The following is a 21,060-nucleotide window of genomic DNA, read 5'->3' on the forward strand; positions in this document are numbered from 1 at the left end:
AGGAATTTTTGATTTGGGAGAGAAGTACCCGTATATTTTAGTTATTGCTTTATTTGTTTATTTCGTTCAAGGACAGTTAGTAGAATGTGGTGCTGGTTAGTCTTTATGGACTTTTGTTGGTTTTTCCAGTTTGGGTTATACGTATTTTTTGTTGGAAAAATCGGTTGCTTTTCAAGAAAGTTAGAAAAATGAAGTGGTTAAATCTGATCCCATAAATAGAAAATAAAGATGAGGCAAAAGCATTTGTTTAGAAGTGCTTTTGCCTCATTCTTTTGTTAATTTATTTTCTTAGCAGAGACTAGTAACATCATCGGTCTGCGTAATTCATTTCTCATTTCAGCGCTTGATTCTAGCATTTCTGGAGCGGGCATGGGTTCAACTAAACGAGTGATTTGAAAACCATTTGTTAAGAGTCCGTCTAAATAGGTAGTTAGGGTCTTATGGTATTTCATCACTGTTTCACCTAAGAAGATTGTTTCACGAATGCTTTCATCAAAATAGCGATCTACAGGCCAATAGAGAGGGGCTCCGTTTTGGTTATAGATCCAGTCTTCTGTTCCTTGGGCTGTAAAAATTGGATGTTCTGTTGAAAAAATAAAATCGCCGCCAGGATTTAAACAATGATTGACTTTTTTTGCGATAGCCTCAAATGAAGGGACATAATGCAGAGCTAATGAGCTGATTACAATATCAAAGGTTTCTTTTAAGCCGTCAATTTCATCCATTCCCATTAAGTGGTAACTGATTTTAGGAGAATCGGTCATTTCTTTGGCTGTTTCAATCATGCGCTCAGATAAATCAATTCCTATCACTTTTTCAGCACCATTTTCAACTGCGTAACGGCAATGCCAGCCGTAACCGCAACCGAGATCTAAAACCGTTTTTCCAGTAAAATCTGGGAGTAGTTTTTTTAGTTCATGCCATTCGCCAGCCCCTTCTAGTCCTTTTTTTGAACGATCCATTTGGCTGTAGGCTTCAAAAAAATCGGGGTTATCGTATTCATTTTTCATTAGCTAGTCTCCTTTAGTTTTTTTTATTGCATCAGTTTGGTAGAAAAATACTTATAAATATAAGGCTAAAATGTATGACCACAATTTTTCAGTACGTGTATTGCTTTATCTTTATCTTTATTTTTGATCAAAAGGTAATCTGTATTATATGTAGACAATGCGAAGATGGAAATCTGATTTTCTGCTAATGGGTTGGCCAATTGAGTCAAAATACCAACTAGTGAGAAGTCCAGTTCACCTGCGATTTGAATAATGAACCAATTATTATCAACAGAAAGTGCTTGTTCTGTTGGTAGTGTATTTGTAGGCACAATGATTGAACACTCGTCTTTTGTATAGGCAATACTTTTAAACCCTAGAATTTCATGGAACGAAGTAGGAATCTCAACGTGGGCTGGGAATTTCATGATTGTATAAGTAGTGTCGTCCCATAATTTTAGCTGCATTATTTTCCCTCCAATTTCTTTTAAATAGAAATTTGTAAAAAGACTTGAGAACCATAAATAGGTGGGAGCGTATTTCCGGTATCCTTGAAACCAGCATGTTTACATAACGGTTGAGTGAAAGCTTTGTCTTCATTAACAATGATTGTAAGTTGGTTGATTTTTGGCCAGTGTTGACGAATAAAAGCTGGTAATAATTCAAATGCTTGCTTGGTGTAACCAACACGAAAATGCCGATAATCTATTGAAAGGTCCTGTACTAATAGGTGGTGTTCATTGCTGGAGTAAGGACTGCCTCCTTTTGTTTCATAAAGAGTTAAAAAGGCAACTAAAGAATCGTCTTCAAAAACTAGAACAGCATGACGTTGTGCATTTTTTTTAGTTAAAGAAATAGCGATTTTTGGTTCACGAACATAGCGAAGTTTTCTTTTTGATAAGCAGTAATTGTCAATGAGTTGTTGGTGTGTATCATCATACATTGTAAGGTACATGATTTTTCCTCCGGCTTCTTCTATTATGCTTGTTCTTCAGTAGATAGGAAAAAAGTTATTCTTGAGCATATCTAGTATAACTTTTTTATAGATATTTGTGCAGCAGTTTGTATACAAATAATTAATTGAAAAAAGAAAATAGTCAGACGGCGAAGCTTAAAAAGGTTCACCATCTGACTATTGTTTATTTTATTTGCCGTTTGTCATTTTTTGACAACGTGCTGACTTTCTTTATATGTTCAACAGGAATCATCCGAATTTGTTGGTTATCTTCTTGTAATCGCAACATAATTGAATCAGTGATGTTTTTGGAAACGACCCATCCGGAAACTGTTTCAAATTTTTGAGAAGTTGGTACTTCTTTTAATTGTAAAACAACTAAACTCTTTTGAGCAGAAGCGACTTGTAATTTCTTAAGAATTTCTTCACGTTCTTTATTTTTACTCTTCTTATCTTTAGAGTCTTCTAAAAAGGCCGAAAAGAAACTTTGGGAAGATTGGCTGATCAATTTTGAAATGCTTTTCATTGTTGATTTATGGTTATTGTCCATTCTTCTACCTCCTTCACGAATTTACTGTTGCTATCAGACTCTGAATAATCAGATACTATCATTCTACCTAAAAAAGACAAAAAATTCAAGAAAATATGTTCGGTATAATTTTAATAAATAATTATTCTGACTTGCTTTTTTCGTTAGATTCAGTAATATTAAGAAGTACCATTTACATATTATATGTGTAATTCGTTTTTGAGAGTATAAGCCCCATCGATACTTTCAATTTAATAGAGGGAGATACTGATGAAACAAAAACAGACAGAGAAGTCAAAAGTTTCCGTTATAGCGTTACTTATAGTAACAGCATTTGCAGGAGCAATTTTAGCCAAAGTTGCCCCGATGGAAGAAGGACATGGCTTTTCATCTTTATTCCATAATGAAGCAACGGATAAAGTAATGACGACTGAATCAAGTGAAAAAGACAAAGAGCCGGAAAAAGTGAAAAAACTTACCTATACTGAACAAGTCAATGAAGATCTTAGTCAAGGGAAATTTACTAATCGGATGCCAATTAACTTGTTATTGCAAACAGACGACAAATGGAAAGCAACACCATATGGTATGGATAATCCTGAAGGAAACACATTAGAAATCAATGGTTGTGCAATTCTTTCTTTAGCGATGGTCGCTTCGTTTTTAGATAATAAGCCAAGTACACCGCAAGATATTTTGAACTGGTCAAAAAATGATTACTTTATGGTTGGGGAAGGGACAGCTTGGTCTGCTTTTTCTGATTTTGCGATGTTAAAAGGTTACCAATTTGAAGATCTTGAAACGGATATCACAGCAGTTGAAGAACATTTAAAACAAAATCATCCGGTGATTATTTCAGTAAAACCAGGATTGTTTACGAAAACAGGTCATATCATGGTACTTAGTGGTACTAATAATGGGAAGTTCTGGGTGAATGATCCCAATGATTCTGAGGAAAAAGGTCATTCGAAAAAAGAATTTACAGCAGACGAATTAATGAATGAAGCGCTGAACTTCTGGGCAATATATAAGTAAACATTTTTATGAATGTTCAAAAACCATTGACATGGGATGGTTCCCACATTATACAATTAAAGTATAAAAAGGGAATGGAGTGAACAAATATGAAAATTATTATCGAAAAAGACTTTGAAGCGATGAGTGAAACTGCAAAGAATATTTTATTAGGATGCATGAGTCAAGATAAACGAATTAATTTATCCATTACAGCAGGAAATACGCCTGTTGGTGTTTATAAAAGCATGATAGAGATCGTAAAAGATTCACCAAATTATACGAATGTTCATTATTATAATTTTGATGAAATTCCTGTAACAGATCAAGCAGAAGGTATCACAATCACAGATTTACGAAAATTATATTTCACTCCTGCAAACATCAATGAAGCCAATATTCATCCATTGACGGTTGAAAATTATGCACAACAAGATAGACGGTTAGCTATGGATGGTGGTTTAGATGCTATGTTGATTGGTTTGGGTGGAGACGGACACTTCTGTGGGAATATGCCAACAACAACAAGCTTTGAGAATTTAACGTATAAAGTCAAAGTGTCTGGAGAAGAGCCGTGGTTTGTGCCAGATATGATGGAAAAAGGGTTGGAGTTTGTTACCATGGGTCCAGTTAGTGTTATGCGAGTAAAACATTTGATTTTGATCGTGAACGGCAAGAAAAAAGCCGAAATGGTTAAAAACGTGTTACAGGGTCCAGTAACAGAAGAATATCCAGCCTCTGTTTTACAACTACATCCTAATTTTACGGTTATTCTAGATGAAGAAGCAGCAAGTAAATTAGATAGATAACTGTTTGAAAAAGAACAAGGACATTGTTTCCTTGTTCTTTTTTTTGTTCCGTTTACAAACGTTTGTTCTCGTGTTATTCTTAGGTAAAAGATAAAAGAATGGAGAAGAGTATGGAAAAAGTACGGTGTGATTGGGCAAATGGGAATGAATTGGAAGAAAAATACCACGATGAAGAGTGGGGAAGACCTGAGCATGATGATCACAAACTATTTGAAATGTTGATTTTGGAAAGCATGCAGGCAGGTTTAAGTTGGTCAACGATACTAAAAAAAAGAGTAACATTAACTAGTGCCTATGATCAATTTGATTATGTAAAAATTGCCGAGTATACACAAGAAAAAATTGATTCCTTATTAGAAGATCCTGGCATTATTAGGAATAAGCTAAAAATTAATGCCACAATTAATAACGCACAGGTATTTATGCAGGTTCAAGAAGAGTATGGCAGTTTTGATACCTTCATCTGGTCATACGTAGACAACAAACCAATTCAAAACCGTTGGAAAGAGATCGGGGAAGTTCCAGCATCAACAGAATTGTCTGATAGAATAAGTAAAGACTTGAAGAAAAAAGGGTTTAAATTTTTGGGAACAACTACGGTCTATGCATTTATGCAGGCAACAGGTATGGTGGATGATCATTTGCTTTATTGTTTTAAATGTAAAGGATAGAAGGTTGCCTGAAGCTCTTTTTTGAAAAAGATATTTGAGTGAGATGTTGGAAATCACAGTAAAAAGAATTAACTGTTATAACGACAAAAAACCAGCTTAGCCTAATTTTGGCTAAGCTGGTTTTATTGAAAGTAAAAGGAAAGTTAGTTTTTATCAAAATGATCTTCATAAACTAGCATCAACTTGTTGAAACTTTTCGCATCAGGAATCAGTGGGATTACAATGATGGGAATATTATTAATGTAGATTTCTGGAATATTTGTGATAATACAATCATATTCAGAAGCTTCTTTCTCCAACTCTTCTAAAGATGTAACGTATAATGGTGTGCAAGAGAAGCGGCCTCTCGAATAATAGGTAATTCGTTCAGAAAGTACATTCATGTAGTCCATACCAGAGTTAAATAAGAGGCAGGCTTTCATTGTTGGTATTGAGTATTCTAAATGGTCGAGTAGATTTGGCCAATGTGTAAATAGAATCGAAATTGCTTCATACACCATATAATCCTTATAAGGACTCGAATAGAAAATTGCTTGTAGAGAATGAATGAGTTCCATCGGGAAGTGACCGTAAAGGTTTTTGATTCCTGCGAGAAATTCTTTATTTTTGTCGTGTAAAATATAAGTTCTACCATTGATCTGACAATCCAAATTATAGAGTCGCATAAAAATATCATCAAAATCTTTGCATGTACAATCCATCTTTTTTTCAAGTTCTTGTAGAAGAGTTTTGATTTTTTCGTACTTTAAATAGGCTTGACGATCGACTTCGATCATTTTATGTGCGGTGTCTAGGGAGTCAACATATTGATCGCTAAAAAATAAAAAGTACATAGTGTTTAGATTGTCTGGAGATAAAGGTAAATGAAATTGACTATAAAACTCATCACAAGCATATGTATCATCAATAATCGGAAATGTTTTTTCCGGAATATCATAAAGTTGATTTTCACTATTATATTTTAGTAAATGAATAACAGTGTATGTGTAAAAACGTAGACGATTCAATAAAGAAAAGTCTATACTGTGTGATTTGACATTAGGAGTCGCTTGATTGATGATTTGAAGACCGACTTTATCTAAAATTGGTAGCTGAGCATTTGTTAATAAGCTTTCAGCTACTCCGTACTTCTCATAAAAATAGTGCTGCATAAAATTACAAATACTATGTGGATCACCAACAAGCTGCATCTTTTTTAGATTGATCGTAAAACCTTCTATTTGAAGATGTTGATTCACACGCTGAACAATTCGTTTGATTGTAGAGACGCTAGTATAAAGATCATCAGCTAAATCAATGATGGTAGAGAAATTATGTAAGAATATTTTTTCTATTAACTGAAACTCCACGCTATTTTTTAAAAATTTTTGATAAATACTTGTTTTGCAGAAGCCGAAATTTGTTGCTAAGCGGATGCCATATTTTTTTGAGGACTCAATTGTTGCTGGAGCGAGCAGAGCTTCTAGCTCAACAATATCCGATTTTAGTGTTTTTACAGGAACATTTAAAGATTCCGAGGCTGTAATAAAAGTGACCCATTCGTTATCAGCTAAAATTTCCATTAACTCTAATTGGCGTTTGGATCGAGAGGAAAGCATTTCTTTCATTATATCAAACCTTTCTTTTTTTTATTTATAATTTTTATATTTGTTCAATGGTAGATGAAATAAATTTCAGGGTGCACCTTATTTTAACTTGAAACATGTTGTTTTGTCTATATATCAACAGATAATAACGTATGTCTTTTAAAAATAATTAGAAATATATAGTTCACTTTTTTCTTTTTAAAAGAAAAATATGACCTTTTAATGTTATGTTTTGAGATAACATTTGTGATAAATACAATATTTTGTTTCGAATTAATTTATATTATGTTATAAGTATTAAATTTAACCAACTCTTCCTTTTTTGTGACCATAAATGACCCTTTATCTTCTGAAATGACGTTTAAAATAGGGGTAAGGCAATTGAAGGCCGAATAATGAATGGAGGAAAATTATGAATAAGAAGTTATTAGGATTAGCATTGATGTCATCAATTATTTTGGGTGGAGCAGGTCTGTTAAGTGCGGATGAAGCAGATGCCCATGGATATGTAGAAAAACCAGCAGCGCGTGGTTATCAAGGATCATTAGATAAAAATACAATCGGTTGGGGTCCAGCACTAGAAAAGTATGGAATGGTTATTACAAACCCTCAATCTTTGGAAGCACCTAAAGGTTTCCCACAAGCAGGACCGGCGGATGGACGTATTGCTTCAGCGAATGGTGGATTAGGACAAATTTCTGACTTTGTATTGGACAATACTGGTTACAATCGTTGGACAAAACAAGAAATTAAAACTGGTATGAACTCATTCTCTTGGCATTACACAGCACCTCATAGCACGTCTAAGTGGCACTACTACATTACTAAAAATGGTTGGAATCCAGAAAAACCATTAGCAAGACAAGATCTACAATTAATTGGTGAGGTGAAACATGATGGTTCACCTGCTTCAAATAATAAAACACACCAAGTAAATATTCCTGCTGATCATTCTGGCTATCATGTTGTTTTAGCGGTCTGGGATGTTGCGGATACGCCAAATGCATTTTACAATGTAATTGATGTGAATATTAAAGGTGGGGGCGAAATTACACCACCAGTTGAGGTAGCACCAGCAACACCAACAAACGTAAAAACAGCAGATGTAACTACTTCTTCACTTAAATTAACTTGGGATAAAGTTGAAAATGCAAAAGAATACAATGTTTATCGTGATGGTAAAAAAGTTGCAACAGTTGGCGGTACTCAATTTAATGATGCTAACTTAGCTGAAAAAACAACTTATTCTTATCAAGTTGAAGCAGTTGGAACAAACGGTAAAATCTCTGAAAAGAGTGCAGCAGTAAAAGCAACAACACAATCATCAGCAACAGAAGATAACCAAAAACCAACAGCTCCAACAAGCGTTCACTCAATGGGAACAACAGAAACATCTGTAGATTTAATGTGGTCAAAATCAACACACTTCTTAGGCGTTAAAAACTATGAAGTATACCGTGATGGTAAAAAAGTTGCAACAACAGAAAAAACAAGCTTTAAAGATACTGGGTTAAAAGCAAATACAACATACAAATATACAGTAAAAGCAATCAGTGTTGGCGGTAACGTATCAGAATCAAGTGCTGTATTTACTGTGAAAACAAAAGAAAAAGAAGCTGAAACTGGTAAAACAACATGGGACAGCAATAAAGTTTATACAGAAGGCAATAAAGTTATCTTTAACGATTTAGAGTATCAAGCGAAATGGTGGAACAAAGGCGATCGTCCAGATAAATCAGATGCTTGGAAACTTCTTTCAGACAAAGTGATGGGCTGGGAATCTAATAAAGCTTATAGCGGCGGAGATAAAGTGACTTACAATGGTAAAACATATAAAGCAAAATGGTGGACACAAGGCGACCGACCAGACAACTCATCTGTTTGGGTAGTAGCTTAATCAATAACTAATACCTGTATAATATAGTAATAACCGAACAAAATAATTACGACATAGTACAAAAAAAGAAACGCTAGATAAGCTGCAATACAGCTTATCTAGCGTTTTTTTTGGGGGAATTATAAGGAGATCGTAAATACTAGTGTATCAAGTAGGACAATAACTATTAGAGATTTTGAATATGAGTGTGTTTGAATGTATCGGGATATTTAAGTCCATATCCTAATATCCTATCTATAAAAATATGCGCACACCAAACCAGAGAGATTGCTAATAACAGTGTTGTTTGGGTGGGTAAGTAAATGAAAATAAGTAGTACTGGGAAAACTAAGTTATGTCCTAAATTATATATTTTTGCCCCGAGAGATGGATTGCTTAAATAGCCAACCATTGTGATATCTGGCAATAAGAGAAAAAGAAAAAAATAGAAAACTGGAAAACCAAAGTAAATAAAAAGGGTCAGTGTTAACAGAAAAAGTATGCCATTTTCTAGTTGTAAGATTGTTTTATTTGTCATTATTTTTCCTCCTTCAATCCGTAAGTGGACAATTGGTCAATCAAATCGAATAGTTCAGCTTGGTTTTTTGCATAGTTGTTGTTTTCGATTGTTGCTTTCAATTTAAGTAATAACTGGTATGCCATTTCATAAAAAGTCATTTTTTGTTTGATGAAATCAATTTTGTTAGCTATAAATTCAGTAGAATTGTTGTTGCAATGGCTGGAAATAGGTTGTCTTTTTAATTCCAGCAAATAGCTAATCTCTTTGATAGAGAAATCTAATTCCTTCAAAGCTAAAATCATTTTTAGATCTTGTTGATCTGTGTCGGTAAAATTTCGATAACCATTTGGTTGGCGTTCAGGTTTTAGTAAACCAGCTTTTTCATAGAAACGAACAGTGTCGGTTGGAAGTTTAAATTTTTGAGCGAATACAGTTATATTCATGGAATTTCCCTCCTGTAGAGCAAGTGTAACATTGGATATAGCTCCATGGTCAAGGGAGAAGCTGTGCTCAAGTCAAATTTTTCTTTGATATTCTTTTGTCAATTGGTATTAGGTGAAGTAAAATGGTATCAAAGTGGTTCGGATGTTAAAAGGAGACGGGAACGATGAAATTTGAATGGCGAAAACAAGAAAAGGAACTTTATTTACCGAAAGCAAGACCGATGGAAATCACAGTACCAAAGCAGAAGTTCTATACGATTTCAGGGAAAGGTGATCCGAATGAACCTCAATTTGGGGAAGAAACGGCTGCTTTGTATGCAATGTCTTATGGTATCAGAATGATGCCGAAAAAAGGAATTGTGCCAGAAGGTTATTTTGGATATACGGTATATCCTTTAGAAGGGATCTGGACACTGTCGGATGAGTCAGTGGCGGCTGGTAGGGAATTTAATAAAGCGGATTTGGTATACAAAATCATGATTCGTCAGCCTGACTTTGTGACAGAAGAATTAGCTCTAGCTAATTTGGAACAAGTTTCTCAAAAAAAATTCAATCTAAATAACCAGAATGTAAAATTTGAAACAATAGAAGATGGAAAATGTGTTCAAATGCTCCACGTTGGTTCTTATGATGATGAGTTTAAAACGTTTGAAATAATGAAGCGATATTGTGATGAACGTCAGTTGGTTAGAAGGACGTTTGCTCATAGGGAAATCTATTTGTCTGATCCGAGAAAAGTAATGCCGGAAAAAATGAAAACAGTGTTGCGTTATTTCATTGAATAGGATGACTAAAAACACCAAAGAGAAATCGCTTGTTTTCTCTTTGGTGTTTTTATTTAAATTCCTGTATTTCGGTAAACGTGAGCTTCGTAATCTGAAAGGATCATTTGTTGTTCTAAGGGTTTTGTATCCGATGTTGTTAAGATTTCTTCCCAATTGGAATAATCTAACGTGTTTGGGAGTGTAACTGTTGTTTGTTTTCGATCTAGTTGAACGAGAATCAACCAACTCTCTGAATCAGTCGTTCTCGTATAACAAAAAATCGTTGGATGATCAGGTAAAAGTAGGTGGAATTCACCATAAATAAGAGCGTTTGTCTGCTTTCTTAAACGAATCAATGTTTGATAATGATGGAAGATACTGTTGTTTTCAACATCTTTTTGGGCAGCGTTTATCGTTTGATAATTGTCGTTAACTTTCAGCCAAGGTTCAGTTGTTGAAAAGCCTCCGTGTAGGGAGTTTTCCCATTGGAAAGGTGTACGGCTGTGATCTCTGGACCAATTAACGGCGATTGCTAAAGCGTCTTTACTCATCGTTCCTTGAGTTAGCAAAGACTGATAAAAATGAATCGTATCAGCAGCGTTAAGTTCTTCGATTGACGTGAAAGGGTAGTTGGTCATGCCGACTTCTTGCCCTTGATAAATAAAGGGTGTCCCTTTTAATAAGAGTAGAACAGTTGCTAAAGCTTTAGCAGCTTCAGATGAATCATCTCCGTAAACAGAAATGCTGCGGGGAGTATCGTGATTCTCTAAGTATAAGGCGTTCCAGCCATTGTGAGCTAAACTTGTTTGCCATTGGTTTAGGGAGTGTTTTAAATGAGGGATAGATCCCTTTTGTCGGCCAATTTCACCGATTCGCTCGCAATGTTCTAGTTCGAAAATCATATTAAAATACCCATTCTCGCCGGTCCATTCAGCTGCTTCTTGATGAGGAACGCCACTGGCTTCACCGACTGTCATGATATTGTACTCGTTAAAAATAGCTTTTAACTCTTCTAAATAAAGTTCAATACCGGCGACATTCATAAAAGGAGCCCATTGATTGTCTGTAATCTTAAAGTGCCAAGGTTCTTTTTGGATATGACTGATAGCGTCTATCCGAAATCCATCAATACCAAGATCTAGCCACCAACGGATCATTTGATAAATCTCGTGACGAACACGAGGATTTTTCCAATTAAGATCGGGCTGTTCTTTTGCGAATACATGAAAGTAAGCTTGTCCGGTCGTTTCGCAGTACGTCCAAGTGGAGCCGCCAAAAAAGGATTGCCAATTATTAGGTAGTTGTTCTTTTGTAGCATCAACCCAATGGTAGTAGTCGCGATATGGGTTATCTAACGATTTTTTTGATTCTAAAAACCAAGGATGTTGGTCGCTAGTATGGTTTATAACCAGATCCATGATGATTTTTAAATCTAGCTCGTGGGCTTCTTTAAGCAATGTTTGGAAATCTTCCATTGTGCCGAAATCTTCGTGAATAGCCTGGTAATCAGAAATATCATAACCGTTATCTACATTCGGTGAAGCGTAGATCGGGTTGATCCAAATGAAATCGACACCTAGTTCTTTTAAGTAAGGAAGTTTTTGGCGAATTCCATTAAGATCGCCGATACCATCATGATTGCTATCTTTAAAACTGCGAGGATATATTTGATACCCTACAGCGTTTTTCCACCAGCTATTTTTTTCTAAATTAGTCTTTTGTTTTACTTCTACTGCAGTGTTAGACATGTTGAATTCCTCCGAGTTTTAAAAGTGTAACAGGTTCGTTTAGCTCCGACAGGAAAATGTGAAAATGTGAGGGTGGTGTTGCTTTGGAATGCACATTTCCCATTTTTTTTCGAGGGGCTAGTTTACGGAACTAGCTAGATTGACTACGAAAGATTCGTAAGGGTCTAATGTTCTTTCGGAAAGTCGAGTATACGTTTTTTGAGTATTTGCAATAATGGTTTCAGTTGGGGTTTCATCTAAAGAAAATACTTGTTCTTGGTCTGAAAAGTTGCAAACAATCAGCCAACTTTCGTTTTGATAATGCCGATAATATGCGAATATTTCTTCTGCGGTATCTTCTACTAATTCAAAACTGCCCCAAACGATTAAAGGATGTTTTTTACGAAGTTCGATCAGTTTTTGATAGGTGTAAAAGATTGAATTTTTATCTGCTAGGTCTTTGGCAACATTGATTTCGTGATAGTTTTCATTGACTGCTAACCAAGGTGTCCCAGTTGTAAAACCAGCGTCTTTAGTATTATCCCATTGCATCGGAGTGCGTGCGTTGTCCCGTCCTTTGGTGTTGATGGCAGTCAGAATTTCTCTTTTAGAATACCCTTTTTCAACTCGATCAGCGTACATATTTTTACTTTCGATATCTTCGATTTCTGTGATGTCGTGAATAACGCGGTTAGTCATACCGATTTCTTCCCCTTGATAAATATAAGGGGTTCCTTTTAACATATGCAATAAAATCGCTAGCATTTTGGCGCTTTGTACACGATAGGTACGATCATTTCCCCATCTTGAAACGATTCTAGGGAGATCGTGATTATTCCAGAATAGTGAATTCCAACCTTGATCGCCGAGTTCTGTCTGCCATTTTGAAAAGACTTTTTTTAGTTCTGATATTTGCAATGGTCGTAAGTCCCATTTGCTTTTTCCTGGTTCTTCGTCCAAACCAACATGTTCAAATTGGAAGACCATGGACAGTTCGTTTCTTTTTGGATCGGAATATAGTTTTGCGATTTCTGGTGTGGCGCCCCATGTTTCACCCACCGTTAGCAAGTCTTTTCCTCCGAATGTTTCAGCGTTCATTTCTTGTAAATAGTCATGAAGTTTTGGTCCGTTTCCAGTGATTTTTTGGTCGGGAATTTTTCCGACTAGATCGATGACGTCCATTCTGAAACCGCCGATACCTTTATCAATCCAAAAGTTCATCATATTGTAGATGGCGTTTCGAACAGAAGGGTTTTCCCAATTTAGATCGGGTTGTTTTTTGCTGAATAAATGTAGATAATATTCTCCAGTTCCTTCATCCAATTGCCAAGCTGAACCTAAAAATGTTGATTCTAGGTCATTTGGAGTTTCGCCGTTGAGACCTTTACGCCAGACGTAATAATCACGGTAAGGATTCGCTTTGGACGAGCGTGACTCGATGAACCAAGGATGTTCATCGCTTGTGTGATTGACTACTAGATCCATAATAATTTTTATCTCTCGTTTTTGTGCTTCTTGAATTAGCTGATCCATGTCTGCCATAGTACCGAATTCTGACATGATTTGTTCGTAGTCGCTGATATCATACCCGTTGTCATCATTAGGGGAACGGTAAACGGGGCTAAGCCAAATAGCGCTGATACCTAAGTGTTTTAAATAATCTAAACGTTGGATAATGCCAGCTAAATCGCCAATACCATCACCGTTGCTATCTTGAAAGCTCCTTGGATAAACTTGATAAACGACGGCTTCCTGCCACCAGTGAGTGTTTGTTTTGTGTTGTGTCATTGTGTCTAATCCTTTCTGCTGTTTCTATTGATACGACAAAGCCGTATGGAGCAAGTTCGATTGTTGTTTCATCTAGTGATTGAGTTTGAATAGAGAATAAAACTTGTTCTTTTTCGATATAGACTGGTAGTTGACCAGTGTTGAAAATGCTGCGAAGCATTTTTCCTTCATACTCGTAAGCGAAGTCGATGATGCCCGTTTGTTCGTCAACTTCATGCCAGCGTAATTTTCCTTCTGATAAGAGTGGTTGATGTTCTTTTCTGAATGCAATCAATGTTTTGAAAAATTCATACATGTCTTGATCTTGTTTATCTGGATCCCATATCATGCATTTGCGACAATCTGGGTCGCCTGCGCCATCCATTGCGTACTCATCTCCGTAATAGAGACAAGGGACTCCTTTTTGTAAAAAGGTAAACGCTAAGACTTGTTTCATGAGCTCTTTGTTGTTCTTGGCGACTGTCAACAATCGTGGAGTATCATGAGAATCAAGTACATTGAACATGATTTGGTTGGTTTGTTCACGATAAAGCATTAATTGGTGATTGAGTTCGGAAACTAGTTTGCTTAGTGGAATTGTTTGGTATACGAAGTAAGAAAGAATCGCATCCGTAAAAGCGTAATTCATTACTCCGTGAAACTCATCCCCGTGTAGCCAAGCTTGAGATGAGTGCCAAATTTCTCCAAGAATATAAATGTCTGGCTTAGCCTCTGTGCAAACATCATGGAATTTTCGCCAAAAACGGTGATCCACTTCATTAGCCACATCTAGACGCCATGCGTCGATGTCGAATTCATCGATCCAATAACGAGCGATTTCTAGTAAATAGTCCTGTACGTCTTTGTTGGCAGTGTTTAATTTAGGCATATGAGGTGTAAAGGCAAAAGTGTCGTAAGTAATATCATTGGAAAATTCGAAATTAGCAGTTGGTGTATAGCTAACTGGGAATTTGTGAATATGGAACCATTTTGCATAAGGTGAATCTGCACCATTTTTGACAACATCCTGCCATTGAGGAGCAAAGTCTCCCATATGGTTGAAAACAGCGTCTAACATGATGCGAATCCCTCTTTTATGACATTCTTTTACTAGTTTTTTAAAGAGTTTTTTATCTCCAAATGCTGAGTCGATCTCAAAATAATCAATGGTGTCATATTTATGATTACTAGCGGCTTGGAAAATCGGACAGAAGTAAATACCGTTGATTCCTAAATCTACAAGGTGATCTAAGTGGTCTAAAACACCTTGCAAGTCACCGCCGAAAAAATCATCTCGTCCTGGGTGTTCTTTGCTGTTCCAAGGTAAAGTCCCTTTAGGATCGTTTGTGGGGTCACCGTTTGCGAAACGTTCAGGGAAAATTTGGTACCAGACGGTCTCTTTTACCCATTGAGGGGCTTTGAAACGGTCTGCTTCATGAAAATAAGGTAGCTTAAAATAATTGTTGGCCATTTTTAAAGTGGCTTCTTGGTAAGGGAAGAAGCCGTGATCACCGTAAAACAACACTGTCCCATCCATTCCTTCTATTTTGAAGGCGTAACTCAAGCGTCTGTGAGGTGCTGATGTTTCAATTGTCCAGTAATCATGCGTGCTGGTGGATAGATATTTTTCCATTTGGCTCGTTGATTTGAACCATTCGCTGTGTTCAAGTTGATAAGGATCGCCATTGATTAACGCGACACTTTTTATATCGCTTCTGCCAGTTCGTAAGCGAATATGCATTTTGTCTGCTGTGTATAAATAAGCGAATTCGCTTTCGGGTTGGTGATGGATTGCTGCAGTGTTCATCTGTTTTTCCCTCCTGTTATCGACTGTTTCCTTTTTAGTCTACTTTTCTAAAAACCACCCATAGTATGACACATAAGAAAAACGTTTTCAATATATTTATCGCAATCGATTGCATTTTGTTTGATTTGAGCAGAATATTTATTGACAGGTATAGAAGTATAGTTGAGAAGGCTGTTATAGTCTCTTTTTTTAATTGAAAAACCTTTATATCATAGTTTTTTTTGTTTTTTGCAAAATATGTCTCTTTGTTAGTGTCTGACCGTTTTTCAACTATTTTTATAATTCATTTACATTTCACTTGACATTTAATGCAATCGATTGCACAATGTAAAGGAATAGAACAGCAAAAAATTCCTAGGAGGAACAAAAGATGAAAAGAAACATGAAAAAGCTTTTGACATTAGGGGTAACAATGACAGCGGCAGCATTTGCACTTGTAGCTTGTGGTGGTGGATCGTCAGATGAAAAGAGTTCTGCCGGAAATGAAAACGCTTCTATAAAGCTGTGGGTGGATGTTGCGTTTGTAGATACGTATAAACCATTAGTAGAGCAATTTGAAAAAGAGCATAAGGGTTGGAAGGTAACTATTAAACCAAGCGAATCAGCGACTGCTCAAGAAAATCTAAAAAAAGATCCAAGTGCAGCGGCGGATGTTTTTATGATGCCTCATGATCAATTAGGACAAATGGTTGATGCAGGAATTATTTATGCTAATACAAAATATGAAAATAGTGTTAAAGAAAATAGTACAGAAAGTGCAGTGGAAGCTGCTACTTATGATGGTAAGCTTTACGGCTACCCGTATGGCGTTGAATCGCAAATTTTGTATTACAACAAAAGTAAACTAGCTGAAAGTGATGTGAAAAGTTGGGAAACATTGACTTCGAAAGGAAAGTTGGGGGCGAACTTTGGTGAAGCTGGAGCTAACTACATCTTCACGCCTTTATTTATGTCTAATGGCGATGAGCTGTACGGTAAAAACGGGGAAGAGATTAACGGGACGAATTTTAACAATGATAAAGGTGTTCAAGTTCTGAAGTGGGTTCGCTCGCAAAAGGAAAATTCTGGCGTGATCCAATCAAATGCTGATGCGCTTTCTAATTTAGGGAACGGTAAAATTGATGCGTTCTTATCTGGTCCGTGGTCTAAATTAGATGTGGAAAAAGCTCTAGGAGATAATTTCGCTGTTGCTCCATATCCAACTGTTGATTTAGGGAATGGTTCAGTGCAACAAAAAGCATTCTTGGGCGTGAAATTATTTGGGGTTAATGCATCTACTAAAAGCCCGGTTGCAGCGATGGCTCTAGCTGATTTCTTAACGAACAAAGAAAATCAATTAACTGTTTTTGAGAAGAACGGCACAGTGCCTGCGAATAAAGAAGCTCAAGCGGAAGAGAAGGTTAAATCTGATAAAGTGGCAGAAGCCGTGATGACGATGAGCGACGGGGATCATTCTGTTATTATGCCGAAACTTCCGGCGATGGTTTCGTTCTGGGGACCAGCGGATGCGGTAATCAATGATACGTATAATGGGAAAATCGCTGAAGATCAATATTTATCAAAATTAGATAAATTAGTTCAAGATACCAGTAAATCAGAGAAATAATTCTTCACCGATTAAGGTGAGTTTGAGGCTGGAACAAAACTCCATGAGCTTTGTCTCAGCTTCTTTTCTTATTTAAAGAACAGGAAGTGAAATGTTATGAAGTTAAAAGCAAAGACGGATGATCAGATTTCTTTTAGAGAATTATTCAAAAAAGGAGATGCGGCTACAAAACTTTCTTATATTTTTATGGGGATGGCTAATTTAAGGAATGGTCAAATTATTAAAGGTTTGCTATTTTTGCTGTTGCAAATTGGATTTGCAGCATGGTTGGTCGTTAATGGTTTTCATGCGCTGTCAATGTTGCAAACGTTAGGAACAAAATCTCAAGGTTGGGTCATGGATGAGGCGTTGGGAATTGAAGTCCAGCAACCTGGTGATAATTCGATGTTATTATTATTATTTGGAATTGCTGCAATTATTCTGATTTTACTTTTTATTTTTCTGTATATCGTAAATTTAAGAAGTGCTCGCAAAATATATCTATTGAAACAAACGGGGCATCGTTTACCGACGTTAAAAGAGGATTTAAATAGTTTATTGAATGAGAAATTTTATATTACTTTGATGAGTGTTCCTTTATTGGGCGTTCTGGCCTTTACGATTTTGCCGTTGCTTTATATGATCTCTATTGCATTTACTAGTTATGATCATAATCATTTGCCGCCGAAAAATCTGTTTCATTGGGTTGGCTTTGCTAATTTTGGCAATGTACTTACAGGAGATATTGCAGGGACGTTCTTTCCAGTACTGACTTGGACGTTGATTTGGGCTGTTTTGGCGACAGCAACGACATTTTTCTTTGGGATTTTGTTAGCTTTGTTAATCAATGCTAAAGGGGTCAAAGGGAAAAAAGTTTGGCGGACGATTTTTGTCATCACAATGGCTGTTCCACAGTTTGTCAGTTTATTATTGATGGCGAATTTGTTTAATGGTTCTGGACCAGTCAATGCGCTCTTGCAAAATTGGGGATTGATCGATCAACCGATTCCTTTTTTAACAGATGGGTTAATGGCAAAAATCACAGTTATTTTCGTGAATATGTGGGTTGGGATTCCTGTGACGATGTTGGTAGCAACTGGGATCATTACGAATTTACCAACGGATCAAATTGAGGCAGCTGAAATTGATGGCGCAAATAAGTTGCAGATTTTTAGAAATATTACTTTTCCTCAAATCTTGTTTGTCATGGCGCCTAGTTTGATTCAGCAGTTTATTGGAAATATCAATAACTTTAATGTAATTTTCTTGTTAACTGGTGGGCAACCAGCAAATAGTAACTATCATTCTGCTGGCGAAACGGATCTTTTGGTTACGTGGTTATATAAGTTAACAGTGAACGCTGCTGATTATAATTTAGCATCTGTTATTGGGATTATTATTTTTGTCCTTTCAGCAGTCTTCTCGTTGTTTGCCTACACGCGGAGTAGTTCGTTTAAAACGGAAGGAGCGTAAAAACGTATGAAATCGAAAAAAAGAAAAACCTTGATCATTCATTATCTGTTATTGACAGTTTTGTCTATCGTATGGATATTTCCGATTGTCTGGATTGTTTTAACGAGTTTTCGGAGTGAGGGTGGCGCTTTTGTAACGTATTTTATCCCTAAGCAGTTTACTTTTGAAAACTACAAAATGTTATTAACTAGCAGTACGTATCCTTTTGTTCAGTGGTTTTTAAACACATTGTTTGTGGCGGTTTGCAGTTGTATTTTATCGACATTGATCACCATTGCGATGGCGTATTCATTGAGTCGCCTGCGTTTTAGAGCGAGAAAACCGTTTTTGAAATTGGCTTTAGTATTGAATATGTTTCCTGGGTTTATGAGTATGATTGCTGTTTATTATATTTTGAAGGCGATGAATTTGACGGGTAGTTTGTTGGCGTTGATTTTAGTGTATTCGTCTGGTGCAGCGTTAGGTTTTTATATTGCGAAAGGGTTCTTTGATACGATTCCGATGGCATTGGATGAATCAGCGATGATTGATGGTGCGAGTAAATTTGAGATATTTACGAAGATTACCTTACCGTTAAGTAAGCCGATCATCGTTTATACGGCATTGATGGCGTTTATGGCACCGTGGATGGATTTTATTTTTGCGAAAATTATTTTAGGGGATAACGTTAATAAGTATACGGTGGCAATCGGGTTGTTTACGATGCAGACAAAAGATAAGATTGATCAGTACTTTATGGCCTTTACAGCAGGATGTGTGCTGATTGCGGTGCCGATTACATTACTGTTTATCTTTATGCAGAAATATTATGTAGAGGGAATAACTAGTGGTTCTGTAAAAGGCTAGTGAAAATGAAAAAGCATTTCCGGTGAGGAGATGCTTTTTTATTTTCGTCTTTGGGTATAAAGAGAGGTGTTTCCTTCTATGACGTTGCTGATTTCAACAGCTAAGGCTGTTCTTGAAATAGGATCATATCCTTGTACGAGCTTTCGGACTCCCGGGATTTTTTTGAGTAGTTTAATCATGTTTCCGCCGATGATGGAAGAATAGCGTTTTTTATCCACAACTAAACTAGGGTAGAAAATGATACTTTGTTTGGTTTGTTTTTTAATCAATTCTTCCGCTTGGAGTTTAGACTCCATGTATTGATTTAAGAAGAAAGGTGCGCTATTGGCTGATAAGAATAAAAATTTTGCTGGATGTTCTTGTGTATTTAGATAAGCGAGAATGATTTGAACGGGTTTGTAAATAAAACGAGTATAAGTAATATTTTTAGAAGGGTCTTCCTTAAGTATCCCGATGGCATCGATAACCCAATCTGCTTCTTTAACGGCGGATTGCCAAAAATTGTCTGTTAAAACATCTGAACGAATCCAGTGGACTTTTTGTGACCAAGAAGTTGTTAGATTCGCTGGTTTGCCGCTACGGGAGATGCTTGTTACGTTATGACCTCGGTGGACTAACTCTTCAGTAAGTTTTTGCCCGATAAAGCCGCTTCCGCCAAAAATAGTTATCTTCATCTGCTCTCCCTGCTTTCTTAAAGAATGTTTCTGTAGTTAGTGTATCATTGTTTTTCAGGATGGCACAAAGAAAACGTACACTGAAGAGTTGGGTTACTCGTTAGTGTACGTTTGGCTTCTTATTGAATAGTCGCTGAAACACCAAAATGATCGCTGACCACAGGTGTATTTTTTCCATTAAATATAATTTGGTAGTTATTGACTGCTAATTTTTTTGACGTGAAAATGTAATCAATTCTCAATTTCTCTTGATTGTCTCCCCAACCATCGATTGCTTTTTCTACTGTATGTTCACCGATTGTTTTTTCAGCAGTCAAAAAGCTGTCTTGCAATTGTAAAGGGCTGCTTAGAACGAGTTCATAGCCAGTTTGTTTAGCTGAGGCTGGATTGTTAAAATCTCCCATGATTACTAAAGGAGAAGTGTAGCTTTGTAATACCTTTTCGGTTTGCTGCCATTCGTAAGAGAAGCCCTCGTGCTCGTCTAGCCACCAAGAGTAATGGCAACTTAAAGCGGTGATTGGTTTATCATCTAGTTTTGTTTGACCGATCAATAAGACTCTTCTGCGATAGTTAGCAGGATCTTTTTCAGTAGATATGACAACTGCTTCAGGTTGAATTGATTGTTTTGAGAGTAGAGCGACGCCTTCGTGGTAAATAGAATACCCAATATGATTATACGCCCAACTCCAATGATAGTGATAGCCTTGTTCTTTTAAGTATTGAACTAAAAGGTAAGCGAAATTATCTTCATGGACAGGAAATTGCTCTGCTGTTGGATGAAAGTTGTTGTCAGTAGTGATTGGAAGGCTATCGATCCGTTGGTTGACTTCTTGTAAAGCGATCAACAGGTAGTCTTCTTTGATAATTTGGTCGGCTACTTGGTGTAATTTTTCCAAAGGCTGATTTTCTAACCAACTGTGTGTGTTTAATGTTAATACGTTCATGTGTACTCCTCCTGATGATAGAAAACAAGGGTAGGATAAAACTCTTTGAGCTTTATTCCACCCCTTGTTAAAGCTGAAGTG

The 21,060-nt window shown here is 36.4% G+C and carries 20 protein-coding genes; 8 read left to right on the forward strand and 12 right to left on the reverse strand.

All coding sequences use genetic code 11. The features are described from left to right. Positions 1 to 275: 275 nt before the first annotated feature. The 4 genes from BCR23_RS11885 to BCR23_RS11900 form a co-directional block, all read right to left on the reverse strand. Positions 276 to 1,010 (reverse strand): class I SAM-dependent methyltransferase, encoded by a 735-nt coding sequence (locus BCR23_RS11885; protein WP_069635700.1) that lies wholly within the window; start codon positions 1,008 to 1,010, stop codon positions 276 to 278. 65 nt (positions 1,011 to 1,075) lie between these two features. Continuing rightward, positions 1,076 to 1,456: an ACT domain-containing protein gene (locus BCR23_RS11890; RefSeq protein WP_069635701.1), complete on the reverse strand. Its 381-nt coding sequence runs from the start codon at positions 1,454 to 1,456 to the stop codon at positions 1,076 to 1,078. Positions 1,457 to 1,476: 20 nt separating this feature from the next. After that, entirely contained in the window at positions 1,477 to 1,944 is a 468-nt protein-coding gene (locus BCR23_RS11895; RefSeq protein WP_069635702.1) for a GNAT family N-acetyltransferase, read from the reverse strand. Between the two features lie 184 nt (positions 1,945 to 2,128). Further along, a complete protein-coding gene (locus BCR23_RS11900; protein ID WP_069635703.1) occupies positions 2,129 to 2,494 on the reverse strand; it encodes a hypothetical protein in 366 nt (121 codons plus the stop codon). A gap of 249 nt (positions 2,495 to 2,743) precedes the next feature. On the opposite strand from BCR23_RS11900, the gene BCR23_RS11905 reads away from it, so the two are divergent. The 3 genes from BCR23_RS11905 (at position 2,744) to BCR23_RS11915 (ending at position 4,967) form a co-directional block, all read left to right on the forward strand. Then, on the forward strand, positions 2,744 to 3,508 hold the full coding sequence (locus tag BCR23_RS11905; RefSeq protein ID WP_069635704.1) for a C39 family peptidase: 765 nt from the start codon (positions 2,744 to 2,746) through the stop codon (positions 3,506 to 3,508). Between the two features lie 89 nt (positions 3,509 to 3,597). Continuing rightward, positions 3,598 to 4,296 carry a glucosamine-6-phosphate deaminase gene (locus tag BCR23_RS11910; RefSeq protein ID WP_069635705.1) on the forward strand — a complete coding sequence of 233 codons (699 nt, stop codon included), beginning with the start codon at positions 3,598 to 3,600 and terminating at the stop codon, positions 4,294 to 4,296. Positions 4,297 to 4,406: 110 nt separating this feature from the next. Further along, positions 4,407 to 4,967 (forward strand): DNA-3-methyladenine glycosylase I, encoded by a 561-nt coding sequence (locus BCR23_RS11915; RefSeq protein ID WP_069635706.1) that lies wholly within the window; start codon positions 4,407 to 4,409, stop codon positions 4,965 to 4,967. 143 nt (positions 4,968 to 5,110) lie between these two features. Here the strand turns inward: BCR23_RS11915 and BCR23_RS11920 are convergent, their stop codons facing one another. After that, positions 5,111 to 6,574, reverse strand: coding sequence for an AcpB/EbpR/MafR family transcriptional regulator (locus tag BCR23_RS11920; protein ID WP_069635707.1), 1,464 nt, complete (start codon positions 6,572 to 6,574; stop codon positions 5,111 to 5,113). Between the two features lie 391 nt (positions 6,575 to 6,965). On the opposite strand from BCR23_RS11920, the gene BCR23_RS11925 reads away from it, so the two are divergent. Further along, positions 6,966 to 8,450 (forward strand): lytic polysaccharide monooxygenase, encoded by a 1,485-nt coding sequence (locus tag BCR23_RS11925; protein WP_069635708.1) that lies wholly within the window; start codon positions 6,966 to 6,968, stop codon positions 8,448 to 8,450. 166 nt (positions 8,451 to 8,616) lie between these two features. On the opposite strand, the gene BCR23_RS11930 is transcribed toward BCR23_RS11925, so the two are convergent. After that, positions 8,617 to 8,967, reverse strand: a complete 351-nt coding sequence (locus tag BCR23_RS11930) for a DUF4260 family protein (protein ID WP_069635709.1) — start codon at positions 8,965 to 8,967, stop codon at positions 8,617 to 8,619. After that, a complete protein-coding gene (locus tag BCR23_RS11935; protein WP_069635710.1) occupies positions 8,967 to 9,392 on the reverse strand; it encodes a MerR family transcriptional regulator in 426 nt (141 codons plus the stop codon). Before BCR23_RS11935 ends, BCR23_RS11930 begins: the two co-directional genes overlap by 1 nt. 164 nt (positions 9,393 to 9,556) lie before the next feature. On the opposite strand from BCR23_RS11935, the gene BCR23_RS11940 reads away from it, so the two are divergent. After that, the gene (locus BCR23_RS11940; protein ID WP_069635711.1) at positions 9,557 to 10,177 is read left to right on the forward strand and encodes a GyrI-like domain-containing protein; all 621 of its coding nucleotides are present in this window, start codon (positions 9,557 to 9,559) and stop codon (positions 10,175 to 10,177) included. 53 nt (positions 10,178 to 10,230) lie between these two features. Here BCR23_RS11940 and BCR23_RS11945 read toward each other — a convergent pair whose 3' ends face one another. The 3 genes from BCR23_RS11945 to BCR23_RS11955 form a co-directional block, all read right to left on the reverse strand. Beyond that, the gene (locus tag BCR23_RS11945) at positions 10,231 to 11,904 is read right to left on the reverse strand and encodes a glycoside hydrolase family 13 protein (RefSeq protein WP_069635712.1); all 1,674 of its coding nucleotides are present in this window, start codon (positions 11,902 to 11,904) and stop codon (positions 10,231 to 10,233) included. Positions 11,905 to 12,021: 117 nt separating this feature from the next. Then, positions 12,022 to 13,671: a glycoside hydrolase family 13 protein gene (locus BCR23_RS11950; protein ID WP_069635713.1), complete on the reverse strand. Its 1,650-nt coding sequence runs from the start codon at positions 13,669 to 13,671 to the stop codon at positions 12,022 to 12,024. Further along, positions 13,592 to 15,457 carry a glycoside hydrolase family 13 protein gene (locus BCR23_RS11955; protein WP_069635714.1) on the reverse strand — a complete coding sequence of 622 codons (1,866 nt, stop codon included), beginning with the start codon at positions 15,455 to 15,457 and terminating at the stop codon, positions 13,592 to 13,594. The genes BCR23_RS11950 and BCR23_RS11955 overlap by 80 nt, the downstream gene beginning before the upstream one ends. Positions 15,458 to 15,827: 370 nt before the next feature. On the opposite strand from BCR23_RS11955, the gene BCR23_RS11960 reads away from it, so the two are divergent. The 3 genes from BCR23_RS11960 (at position 15,828) to BCR23_RS11970 (ending at position 19,361) form a co-directional block, all read left to right on the forward strand. Further along, positions 15,828 to 17,063: an extracellular solute-binding protein gene (locus BCR23_RS11960; protein ID WP_069635715.1), complete on the forward strand. Its 1,236-nt coding sequence runs from the start codon at positions 15,828 to 15,830 to the stop codon at positions 17,061 to 17,063. Between the two features lie 96 nt (positions 17,064 to 17,159). Then, on the forward strand, positions 17,160 to 18,515 hold the full coding sequence (locus BCR23_RS11965) for a carbohydrate ABC transporter permease (protein WP_069635716.1): 1,356 nt from the start codon (positions 17,160 to 17,162) through the stop codon (positions 18,513 to 18,515). A 6-nt stretch (positions 18,516 to 18,521) separates the two neighbouring features. Next, positions 18,522 to 19,361, forward strand: coding sequence for a sugar ABC transporter permease (locus tag BCR23_RS11970; protein ID WP_069635717.1), 840 nt, complete (start codon positions 18,522 to 18,524; stop codon positions 19,359 to 19,361). 38 nt (positions 19,362 to 19,399) lie between these two features. Here BCR23_RS11970 and BCR23_RS11975 read toward each other — a convergent pair whose 3' ends face one another. Both BCR23_RS11975 and BCR23_RS11980 read right to left on the reverse strand, forming a co-directional pair. Continuing rightward, entirely contained in the window at positions 19,400 to 20,035 is a 636-nt protein-coding gene (locus tag BCR23_RS11975; RefSeq protein ID WP_069635718.1) for an NAD-dependent epimerase/dehydratase family protein, read from the reverse strand. 119 nt (positions 20,036 to 20,154) lie between these two features. Continuing rightward, a complete protein-coding gene (locus BCR23_RS11980) occupies positions 20,155 to 20,979 on the reverse strand; it encodes an endonuclease/exonuclease/phosphatase family protein (RefSeq protein WP_069635719.1) in 825 nt (274 codons plus the stop codon). Positions 20,980 to 21,060 lie beyond the last annotated feature (81 nt).

This window comes from Enterococcus quebecensis, from assembly GCF_001730365.1.
Taxonomy (GTDB): domain Bacteria; phylum Bacillota; class Bacilli; order Lactobacillales; family Enterococcaceae; genus Enterococcus_L; species Enterococcus_L quebecensis.

Coding starts and splice junctions, on each gene's coding strand:
- BCR23_RS11885 (WP_069635700.1), bottom strand. CDS start 1,010: ATGAAAAATGAATACGATAACCCCGATTTTTTTGAAGCCTACAGCCAA.
- BCR23_RS11890 (WP_069635701.1), bottom strand. CDS start 1,456: ATGCAGCTAAAATTATGGGACGACACTACTTATACAATCATGAAATTC.
- BCR23_RS11895 (WP_069635702.1), bottom strand. CDS start 1,944: ATGTACCTTACAATGTATGATGATACACACCAACAACTCATTGACAAT.
- BCR23_RS11900 (WP_069635703.1), bottom strand. CDS start 2,494: ATGGACAATAACCATAAATCAACAATGAAAAGCATTTCAAAATTGATC.
- BCR23_RS11905 (WP_069635704.1), top strand. CDS start 2,744: ATGAAACAAAAACAGACAGAGAAGTCAAAAGTTTCCGTTATAGCGTTA.
- BCR23_RS11910 (WP_069635705.1), top strand. CDS start 3,598: ATGAAAATTATTATCGAAAAAGACTTTGAAGCGATGAGTGAAACTGCA.
- BCR23_RS11915 (WP_069635706.1), top strand. CDS start 4,407: ATGGAAAAAGTACGGTGTGATTGGGCAAATGGGAATGAATTGGAAGAA.
- BCR23_RS11920 (WP_069635707.1), bottom strand. CDS start 6,574: ATGAAAGAAATGCTTTCCTCTCGATCCAAACGCCAATTAGAGTTAATG.
- BCR23_RS11925 (WP_069635708.1), top strand. CDS start 6,966: ATGAATAAGAAGTTATTAGGATTAGCATTGATGTCATCAATTATTTTG.
- BCR23_RS11930 (WP_069635709.1), bottom strand. CDS start 8,967: ATGACAAATAAAACAATCTTACAACTAGAAAATGGCATACTTTTTCTG.
- BCR23_RS11935 (WP_069635710.1), bottom strand. CDS start 9,392: ATGAATATAACTGTATTCGCTCAAAAATTTAAACTTCCAACCGACACT.
- BCR23_RS11940 (WP_069635711.1), top strand. CDS start 9,557: ATGAAATTTGAATGGCGAAAACAAGAAAAGGAACTTTATTTACCGAAA.
- BCR23_RS11945 (WP_069635712.1), bottom strand. CDS start 11,904: ATGTCTAACACTGCAGTAGAAGTAAAACAAAAGACTAATTTAGAAAAA.
- BCR23_RS11950 (WP_069635713.1), bottom strand. CDS start 13,671: ATGACACAACACAAAACAAACACTCACTGGTGGCAGGAAGCCGTCGTT.
- BCR23_RS11955 (WP_069635714.1), bottom strand. CDS start 15,457: ATGAACACTGCAGCAATCCATCACCAACCCGAAAGCGAATTCGCTTAT.
- BCR23_RS11960 (WP_069635715.1), top strand. CDS start 15,828: ATGAAAAGAAACATGAAAAAGCTTTTGACATTAGGGGTAACAATGACA.
- BCR23_RS11965 (WP_069635716.1), top strand. CDS start 17,160: ATGAAGTTAAAAGCAAAGACGGATGATCAGATTTCTTTTAGAGAATTA.
- BCR23_RS11970 (WP_069635717.1), top strand. CDS start 18,522: ATGAAATCGAAAAAAAGAAAAACCTTGATCATTCATTATCTGTTATTG.
- BCR23_RS11975 (WP_069635718.1), bottom strand. CDS start 20,035: ATGAAGATAACTATTTTTGGCGGAAGCGGCTTTATCGGGCAAAAACTT.
- BCR23_RS11980 (WP_069635719.1), bottom strand. CDS start 20,979: ATGAACGTATTAACATTAAACACACACAGTTGGTTAGAAAATCAGCCT.